The sequence below is a fragment of the Sphingomonas bacterium genome (genome assembly GCF_903644135.1).
Classification (GTDB): Bacteria; Pseudomonadota; Alphaproteobacteria; order Sphingomonadales; family Sphingomonadaceae; genus Sphingomonas.
Map to the genome: position 1 here is coordinate 1 of NZ_CAHJXA010000098.1, position 8,640 is coordinate 8,640.

At 68.8% G+C, this 8,640-nt stretch carries 11 protein-coding genes; 5 read left to right on the top strand and 6 right to left on the bottom strand.

Translation table 11 applies throughout. From position 1 onward, the window contains the following. On the top strand, nucleotides 1–1,110 hold a 1,110-nt coding region (locus HUU96_RS06945; protein ID WP_174292109.1), incomplete at its 5' end, for an FAD-dependent monooxygenase. Here HUU96_RS06945 and HUU96_RS06950 read toward each other — a convergent pair. The 6 genes from HUU96_RS06950 to hemE all read right to left on the bottom strand — a co-directional run bounded on the left by HUU96_RS06950 (nucleotide 1,107) and on the right by hemE (nucleotide 5,818). Beyond that, nucleotides 1,107–1,283: a Trm112 family protein gene (locus HUU96_RS06950; RefSeq protein WP_174292110.1), complete on the bottom strand. Its 177-nt coding sequence runs from the start codon at nucleotides 1,281–1,283 to the stop codon at nucleotides 1,107–1,109. The genes HUU96_RS06945 and HUU96_RS06950 overlap by 4 nt on opposite strands. 7 nt (nucleotides 1,284–1,290) lie before the next feature. Further along, nucleotides 1,291–1,944: an LON peptidase substrate-binding domain-containing protein gene (locus HUU96_RS06955; RefSeq protein WP_174292111.1), complete on the bottom strand. Its 654-nt coding sequence runs from the start codon at nucleotides 1,942–1,944 to the stop codon at nucleotides 1,291–1,293. Continuing rightward, complete coding sequence (locus HUU96_RS06960; protein ID WP_174292119.1) at nucleotides 1,941–2,834, bottom strand: tetratricopeptide repeat protein; 894 nt, start codon at nucleotides 2,832–2,834, stop codon at nucleotides 1,941–1,943. Before HUU96_RS06960 ends, HUU96_RS06955 begins: the two co-directional genes overlap by 4 nt. A gap of 96 nt (nucleotides 2,835–2,930) precedes the next feature. Continuing rightward, on the bottom strand, nucleotides 2,931–4,187 hold the full coding sequence (gene rho, locus HUU96_RS06965) for a transcription termination factor Rho (RefSeq protein WP_174292112.1): 1,257 nt from the start codon (nucleotides 4,185–4,187) through the stop codon (nucleotides 2,931–2,933). A gap of 174 nt (nucleotides 4,188–4,361) precedes the next feature. Beyond that, complete coding sequence (locus tag HUU96_RS06970; protein ID WP_174292113.1) at nucleotides 4,362–4,793, bottom strand: CopD family protein; 432 nt, start codon at nucleotides 4,791–4,793, stop codon at nucleotides 4,362–4,364. After that, entirely contained in the window at nucleotides 4,790–5,818 is a 1,029-nt protein-coding gene (gene hemE, locus HUU96_RS06975; protein WP_302480222.1) for a uroporphyrinogen decarboxylase, read from the bottom strand. The genes HUU96_RS06970 and hemE overlap by 4 nt, the downstream gene beginning before the upstream one ends. Before the next feature lie 303 nt (nucleotides 5,819–6,121). On the opposite strand from hemE, the gene HUU96_RS06980 reads away from it, so the two are divergent. From HUU96_RS06980 to HUU96_RS06995, 4 genes are all read left to right on the top strand, one after another. Then, a complete protein-coding gene (locus HUU96_RS06980; RefSeq protein WP_174292115.1) occupies nucleotides 6,122–6,961 on the top strand; it encodes a pyruvate, water dikinase regulatory protein in 840 nt (279 codons plus the stop codon). Then, nucleotides 6,958–7,548: a Maf family protein gene (locus HUU96_RS06985; protein WP_174292116.1), complete on the top strand. Its 591-nt coding sequence runs from the start codon at nucleotides 6,958–6,960 to the stop codon at nucleotides 7,546–7,548. Before HUU96_RS06980 ends, HUU96_RS06985 begins: the two co-directional genes overlap by 4 nt. Beyond that, the gene (locus tag HUU96_RS06990; RefSeq protein ID WP_174292117.1) at nucleotides 7,545–8,354 is read left to right on the top strand and encodes a shikimate dehydrogenase family protein; all 810 of its coding nucleotides are present in this window, start codon (nucleotides 7,545–7,547) and stop codon (nucleotides 8,352–8,354) included. The genes HUU96_RS06985 and HUU96_RS06990 overlap by 4 nt, the downstream gene beginning before the upstream one ends. Beyond that, the coding region (locus HUU96_RS06995; RefSeq protein ID WP_174292118.1) for a dephospho-CoA kinase at nucleotides 8,351–8,640 on the top strand (290 nt) is incomplete at its 3' end. The genes HUU96_RS06990 and HUU96_RS06995, both read left to right, overlap by 4 nt.

The window sequence follows — 8,640 nt, forward strand, 5'->3', positions numbered from 1 at the left end:
CCGGCCGTGACGCTCGCGCCCGGCTTCGACGGCCGCGCCTCGGCGGTGGCAAGCGCGAGCGGGCGGATGCTCGACGCGATCGGCGTCGCGCAGCGGCTGGCCGGGCAGGGCTGCGCGATCCGCCAGATCCGGGTGAGCGACGGGCTGGAGCCGGGCGCGCTCGACTTCATCCCCGATGCCGGCGACGGCGCGTTGGGCGTCATGTACGAGAACAAGACGCTGCGCCGGGCATTGTTCGATGCCGCCAGCGCGGCACCTCTGGTTGACCTGCGGATGCAGACGCGCGCGCTGGCGGTCGAGCGCGGCCCAACCGGCGTCGCCGCGACGCTCGACGATGGCGACACCGTGCGTGCGCCGCTGTTGATCGCGGCGGAGGGGCGCAACTCGCCGACCCGCGCCGCCGCCGGCCTTGCGGTGGCGACCTGGCGCTACGATCACGCCGCAATCATCGGCGCGTTCCATCACGAGCGCCCGCACGACAGCGTCGCGTTCGAGATTTTCTATCCCTCCGGCCCGTTCGCGCTGCTGCCGCTGCCCGACGATGAGCAGGGGCATCGCTCGGCGATCGTCTGGACGGTGGCGGCGAGCGATGCCGCGGGGATGCTCAAGCTCGGCGACCGTGGCTTTCTGGCGGAGGCAGAGGCGCGGATGGGCGGCTTCCTGGGAGCGCTGTCGGGCGCGAGTCCCCGCGCGTCCTATCCGCTTGGCTTCCACCACGCGGCGCGGATCATCGCCGAGCGGCTGGCGCTGGTCGGCGACGCCGCGCACGGCATTCACCCGATCGCCGGGCAGGGCCTCAACCTGGGCTTTCGCGACGTCGCCGCGTTGGTGGAGGTGCTGGTCGAGGGCAAGCGGCTGGGCATGGAGCTGGGCGACGCGCAGCTGCTCGCGCGCTACCAGCGCTGGCGCGGGCTCGACACCTTTGCGGTGGCGGTGGCGACCGACACGCTGACCCGGCTGTTCGGCGTGCGGGGCCGGACGGCGAGCGCGGTGCGGCGGCTGGGGCTGAGCGCGGTCAACGCGATCCCGCCGCTGAAGGCACGGTTCATGGCCGAGGCGCGGGGCGAAAGCGGCGATCTGCCCAAGCTGTTGCAGGGCATGACCGTCTAGGCAGCGGGCGAAAGAGTTCGCGCCTCCTCCACCAGCATCACCGGCACGCCGTCGCGGACCGGATAGGCCAGCCCTGCGGCCTCGCTGACCAGTTCCTGCCGTTCCTCGTCATAGCGTAGCGGCGTGCGCGTCAGCGGGCAGACCAGGCGTTCCAGCAGCCAGGGGTCGATCACCGTTGCCTCACTGCAACGTCACCCGGTCCTCGCCGTCGTGGCGGCCGAAGAACTGGAGCAGCTGGATGATCAGGTCGGCGCGGTCCTCGATCCCCGGCGCTTCCAGCAGCGCCTGCTTGGCGGCGGCGTCGAAGGGGGCGATCTGGGCGATGCCGTTGACCAGGCTCTCGTCATCGAGCCGGCCGACCTGGTCCCAGTCGACGCTATAGCCCTGCGCATCGGCGAAGCGGCGCGACTCCATCTCCAGCGAGGCGCGGCGGCCGAGCGACAGCGTCTCGTCGGGGGTGGACGGCAACAGCACCGCCTCGACCTGGCGAAAGGCGGTGGAGACGTCGAGCTCGCGGACGACGCGGAAAAGCGCCAGGCCCTCCAGCACGACGTTGTAGCGGCCATCCTCCATCGCCTCGACCTCGGCGATGCGGCCGACACAGCCCAGGTCGTACAGCGCCGGCGGCGCGTCGGCGTTACCCTTTTCCAATCGTGGCTGGATCATGCCGATCCTTCGGTCGCGCGCCATCGCGTCGCTGACCATCGCCCGGTAACGCGGCTCGAAGATGTGGAGCGGCAGGTGCAGGCCAGGGAACAGCAGCGCGCCGGGCAGCGGGAAGATCGACAGCCGCGTCGTCACCGGCGCGTCGGCGGGGGTGTCCTGGCCGGTCATCCGAACAGCACCGCCGACAACCGCCGCCGCTGCGCCGACACCCACGGGTCCATCAGCCCCACGACCTCGAACAGCTTGAGCAGTTGGGTCCGCGCCGCGCCCTCGTGCCAGTCGCGCTCGGCGGCGACGATGTGGAGCAGGTTGTCGGCCGCACCGTCGCGCTCGCCCGCCACCATCTGTGCGCCGGCCAAGGTGAAGCGGCGTTCATGGTCGTCGGGGTTGGCCTGCACCTCAGCCGCGAGCGCGGCATAGTCAGCGACCGTCGGCGCGCTGCGGGCGAGGTCGAGCGCCGCCCTGGCGCGATCGATGCCAGCATCCTTGAGGTCGGCGGGCAGCGCGTCGATCGCCGCCTGCGCCTCGTCCACCTGGCCGGCCTGAACCAGCGCGCGAATGCGGCCCGACAACACCTGCGGATGGTCCGGAGCCATATCGGCGAGCTGGTCGAAGATGTCGAGAGCGCGCTCGGTATCGCCGGCCGCCAGCACCTCCTCGCCCATCGCGATCAGCGGCTCCAGCTCGGCTTCGGCAGCCGCGGCTTCCGACTGGATCGGCAACTGCTTGAGCAACTGGTCGAGGATGGTGCGCAGCTGCGATTCTGTGCGCGCCGGGGTCAGGTCGGCGACCAGCTGCCCCTGGAACATCGCATAAACGGTCGGGATCGTCTTGATCTGGAATTGCGCGGCGATGAACTGGTTCTTGTCGGTGTCGACCTTGGCCAGCGCCACGCCCTTGTCGGCGTAAGCCGCGGCGACCTTCTCCAGCAGCGGCGTCAGCGCCTTGCACGGCCCGCACCATTCCGCCCAGAAATCGATAATGACGAGGCTGGCCATCGACGGCTCGACGACATCGCGGCGGAAGCTCTCCACGGCTTCCTTCTCGGCGGGGGACATGCCTAACGTGGCCAAGGGGCGCTCCTGTCGGTGATGCCCCTATGTGGGGCGGCAGCGCAGGGACGCCAAGGTTTTTGTCGCCCGCCCGGCGCGCCCTTACTGATTCATCGAGGCGAAGAAATCCTCGTTGGTCTTCGAGTCCTTCATCTTGTCCTGCAGAAACTCCATCGCGTCGATGGTGCCCATCTGCATCAGGATGCGGCGCAGCACCCACATCTTCGACAGCTTGCCCTTCTCGACCAGCAACTCCTCCTTGCGGGTGCCCGACTTGCCGATGTCGATCGCCGGGAAGACGCGCTTGTCGGCGATCTTGCGGTCGAGGACGATCTCGGCGTTGCCGGTGCCCTTGAACTCCTCGAAGATCACCTCGTCCATGCGGCTGCCGGTGTCGATCAGCGAGGTCGAGATGATGGTCAGCGACCCGCCCTCCTCGATGTTGCGCGCCGCGCCGAAGAAGCGCTTGGGCCGCTGCAGCGCGTTGGCGTCGACGCCGCCGGTCAGCACCTTGCCCGACGACGGCACCACCGTGTTGTAGGCACGGCCGAGCCGGGTGATGTTATCGAGCAGGATGATGACATCCTTCTTGTGCTCGACGAGCCGCTTGGCCTTCTCGATCACCATCTCGGCAACCTGGACGTGGCGGGTGGCGGGCTCGTCGAAGGTCGAGGACACGACCTCGCCCACCACCGTGCGCTGCATGTCGGTGACCTCCTCGGGCCGCTCGTCGATCAGCAGCACGATGAGGTAGCATTCGGGATGGTTGGCGCTGATCGCGCGGGCGATGTTCTGCATCATCACCGTCTTGCCGACCCGCGGCGGCGCGACGATCAGGCAGCGCTGGCCCTTGCCGAGCGGCGCCACAACGTCGAGGACGCGGCCGGTCTTGTCCTTGATCGTCGGGTCCTCGATCTCCAGCTTCAGCCGTTCCTCGGGATAGAGCGGCGTCAGATTGTCGAAATTGACGCGGGTACGCACCGCTTGGGGATCGTCGAAATTGACCGCGACCAGCCTGACCAGCGCGAAATAGCGTTCGCCATCCTTGGGCCCGCGAATCTCGCCCTCGACGGTATCGCCGGTGCGAAGGCCGTGCTTTCTGACCTGGTTGGGAGAGACGTAGATGTCGTCGGGACCGGCGAGGTAATTGGCCTGCGGGCTGCGCAGGAAGCCGAAGCCGTCGGGCAGCACCTCAATCGTGCCCTCGCCCATAATCTGGTCGCCATTCTCCGCCTGCACCTTGAGGATCGCGAAGAGCAGGTCCTGCTTGCGCAGCGTCGAGGCGCCCTCGACACCAATCTCCTCGGCCATCGAGACCAGCTCGGCGGGAGTCTTCTTCTTCAATTCTTTGAGATGCATGGGAAATCCGTGAGCGGACGGGCAGGAGGCAGATGAGCGTCGATCTGGCGAGGATACGCAGCGGATCAGGACGTAGAGAAAGGCAGCACGGCGGACGCCTGCTGTTGCGGTCAGGACCTAAGTCGGTCTGCGAGGAACGTCAAGCGGCGAACCGCCGGGCGATGATCTGGCAGCCTAGAACGGCTTGACCACGGCGAGGATGACGATCGCGATCAGGCCGACCGCCGGCACCTCGTTGACCAGCCGCAGCGTCTTGCCACTCAGCGTCGCACGGCCGCCGCCGAGCTTGCGCGCATAACCGACCGCCCAGCCGTGATAACCCGCCAGCGCGATCACGAACAACAGCTTGGCATGGAGCCAGCCCTCCATCCAATGCTGCCCGATCGACGCCAGCGCGAGGCCGAGCGCGATGACGATGATCATCGCCGGCGTCAGGATGATCGAGCGCAGCTTGCCCTCGCGCTCGACCCAGCGGGCGGCATCGGCACCGTCGCCGCGGGCCAGTGCTTCCTGATGATAGACGAGGTAGCGCGGGAAGATGAACAGCCCCGCCATCCAGAACACCACGAACAGGATGTGCGCGGCGAACAGCCAGAGATAGGTCATCCGGGGTTCCTTACGCGCGCCAGCAGCGCCTCGACATGCGCGATCGGGGTATGCTGGTCGATGCCGTGGCCGAGATTGAAGACGTGGGGACGCTCGGCCAGCGCGGCAAGGATACGATCGATCGCGCTCGTCAGCGCCGGGCCGCCGGCGATCAGCGCCAGCGGGTCGAGATTGCCCTGCACCGGCATACCGTCCGGCAAGGCACGATGCGCCCAAACGGGGTCGACCGTCTCGTCAAGCCCGACCGCATCCACCCCGGTCTCGCGCGCATAGGCGGGAAGCTTGCCGCCCGCGCCCTTGGGAAAGCCGATCACCGGCACGCCGGGACAGCGGGTGCGCAGCGCCGCGACGATCGCCGCATTGGGCGCGATTACATAGGCCTCGAACTGGGCGGGGCTGAGGCTGCCCGACCAGCTGTCGAACAGCTGCACCGCCTCGACCCCGGCGGCGATTTGGCCGGCAAGGTAATCGATCGTCATCGCCGTGATCGCTGCGATGACCGCACCGAACGCGCCCGGATCGGCATAGGCGTAGCGTCGCGTCTCGCCCTGGTCGCGGCTGCCCTGGCCGGCGACCATGTAGGTGGCGACCGTCCATGGCGAGCCGGCGAACCCCAGGAACGTCGTCTGGGGCGGCAGCGATGCTGCGACTCTGGCGACCGTGGCATAGACCGGCTCCAGCCGCGCCGGCACCCGCTCCAGCGCCGCCAGTGCATGGTCGACCAGCGGCGGCGTCAGTCGCGGCCCCTCGCCGACACCGAAGCTCAGCTCCTGCCCCAGCGCCCATGGCACCATCAGGATATCGGAGAACAGGATCGCGCCATCGAAACCGAACCGGCGGATCGGCTGCAGCGTCACTTCGGCTGCCGCATCGGGATCGGTGGCAAGGGCGAGGAACCCGCCCTTCTCCGCCCGCAGCGCGCGATATTCGGGGAGATAGCGGCCCGCCTGACGCATCAGCCAGACCGGTGGGATCGGCTGCCGCTCACCCATCAACGTCGCGAGCAGGGTTTTGGGGTGAGTCAGACAGTGCCTCTCTTCATAGGAGAAGATTCAAAAGGGATGTTGATGGAGTAGGGCGGTGCGCAACGGGGATTAGGCAGCGCTGCCCGACTTGCCAACAGCTTGACGGTAGCGGCGGCGCGATTCCGCCCGGATTCGCCGCGATCGTCCCCATGATCCACAGCCTGTTGAAGGAACCGCCGCCTGTGGATGCGGTTGTGGGGCGATCGATCCTTATCCACGTCGGCGACCTCGCTTGGCGGTGACAGGCAGTTGCGCTAGCCCTTTTGCCGATGTTGTCCACAGATCCATCCGCCAGCGTCGTCGATGGCTGAGACCCGCCTCCACCTCCATCTCCTGTCGGATTCGACGGGCGAGACGCTGGAGAACATCGCCAAGGCGGCGCTGGCGCAGTTCGACAATGTCGAGACGGTGCGGCATTTCTGGCCGATGGTGCGCACCGAAGCGCATCTGGAGCGCATCCTGCAGGAGGTCGCGCAGAATCCCGGCCTGGTGATCTTTACCCTCGTCAACCCGGCGACACGCCGCATCCTGGAACAGCGCTGCGCCTCGCTCGGGCTGCCGGCGGTGGCACCGCTGGATACGGTGAACGACGCGCTGTCGGTGCTGCTCGGCCAGCAGGCCAAGGCGCGGCCGGGGCGCCAGCACGTCCTCGATGCAGCCTATTTCGCGCGCGTCGATGCGATCCAGTTCACCATCGCCCATGACGACGGCATCCTGGCCGAGGAGTGGGAGGAGGCGGACATCGTCCTGGCCGGCGTGTCGCGCTCGTCGAAGACGCCGACCTCGATCTACCTCGCCAACCGCGGCTACAAGACCGCCAACATCCCGATCGTCGTCGAGAGCCCGCCGCCGCCCGAGCTGTTCACCTTGCGCGGCCCGCTCGTGGTGGGGTTGACCACCAGCGCCGACCGGCTGATCGCGATCCGTCGCAACCGGCTGCTGTCGCTGCAACAGGCGCCCGATACCGCCTATGTCGAGGCCGATGCGGTGCAGCGCGAGATCGCCTATGCGCGGCGGATGTTCGCCGACCAGGGCTGGCCGGTGATCGACGTCACCCGCCGCTCGATCGAGGAGACCGCGGCGGCGATCATCGCGTTGTGCAATGACCGGGACAATGGTCGGCGGGATGGCGTGTCGCCATGACGCTGATGCTGGCGTCGGGCAGCGCCTCGCGGCGAGCGATGCTGACGGCGGCGGGCGTGGCGTTCACCGCGCGTTCGCCGGGCGTCGACGAGGAAGCGGCGAAGGCGGCGCTGGCGGGACGGTCCGGCCGCGACCTCGCCGACGCGCTGGCCGAGCTGAAGGCGGTCAAGGTCTCGTCGCAGATGCCGGGCGTCTTGACACTAGGCAGCGATTCGGTCGTGGAGCTGGCCGACGGCACCCTGCTCGACAAGCCCGACAGCCGCGAACAGGCCGCCGACCATCTGCGGCGGATGAGCGGCACCCATCATGACCTGCATAGCGCCGCCGTGATCGCCGAGGACGGCCGGGCGGTGTGGCGGGTGGTCGATCGCGCCCGGCTCCATGTCAGGCCGTTGTCGCCGCGTTTCATCGAGGCGTATCTCGATGCCGAATGGCCGGCGATCGCCGGTTGCGTCGGGTGTTACCGGGTCGAGGGGCCGGGGGTGCAGCTGTTCACGCGCATTGATGGGAGCCACTTCACCGTGCTGGGGCTGCCGCTGCTGCCGGTGCTCGACTATCTGCGGACGCGCGGGGCGATGCCGGCGTGACTCGGTATGCGGAGGTCATCGGCGACCCGATCGCCCAGTCCAAGTCGCCGCTGCTCCACGGTTTCTGGTTGGACGCGCTCGGTATCGATGCCGAGTATCGCCGGGTGCAGGTCACGACGGCGGAGCTGCCGGCCTATTTCGCCAGCCGCCGCGCCGATCCCGGCTGGCTGGGCTGCAACATCACCAAGCCGCTCAAGATCGCGGCGCTGGATGAGGTCGAGGATCGCGGCGATGTGCGCGGCAGCATCGGCGCGATCAACACCGCCTTTCGCGGCGAGGATGGCGCGGTGATCGGCACCAACACCGACGCCGCCGGCTTCTACGCGCCGGTCGCCGACCTCGACCTGGCGGGCACGCCGGTGACGGTGGTGGGAAGCGGCGGCGCAGCGCGCGCGGTGCTGTTCGCGCTGGCGAGGATCGGCGCCGGGCCGGTGACGCTGCTGGTCCGCAATCCGTTGAAGGGTGCCGGCCTGCTCGCCGCGTTCGGGCTGAAGGGACAGGCACTGCCGCTCACGGCCGGTACGCCGCCGGCGGCGTTGCTGGTCAATGCCTCGACATTGGGCATGACGGGAGAGCCGCCGCTCGACCTCGATCTGTCGCCGCTGGCCGAGGAGGCGGTGGTGTACGACCTCGTCTATGCACCGCTGGAGACCGGGCTGCTCGCCGCGGCGCGTGCGCGCGGGCTGGACACGGTCGACGGGCTGGAGATGCTGGTCGGCCAGGCGGCGGTGGCGTTCGAGCTGTTCTTCGGCCAGGCCCCGCCGCGCGAGCGTGATGACGAGCTGCGCGACCTGCTGACGTCATGATCATCTTGGGCCTGACCGGCTCGATCGGCATGGGCAAGTCGACCGTCGCGGCGATGTTCGCCGACGCCGGCGTGCCGGTGTTCGACGCCGACGCCGCGGTGCATCGCCTGCAGGGACCGGCCGGCCGGGTCGTCGCGGCGATCGAGGCGGCGTTCCCGGAGACCACCGGCGAGGCAGGCGTCAACCGCACCGTGCTGGCGGAGGCGGTGCTCGGCGACGAGGCGGCGTTGCGGCGGCTGGAGGGAATCGTCCACCCCGCCGTCGCCGAGGAGCGCGCCGCCTTCCT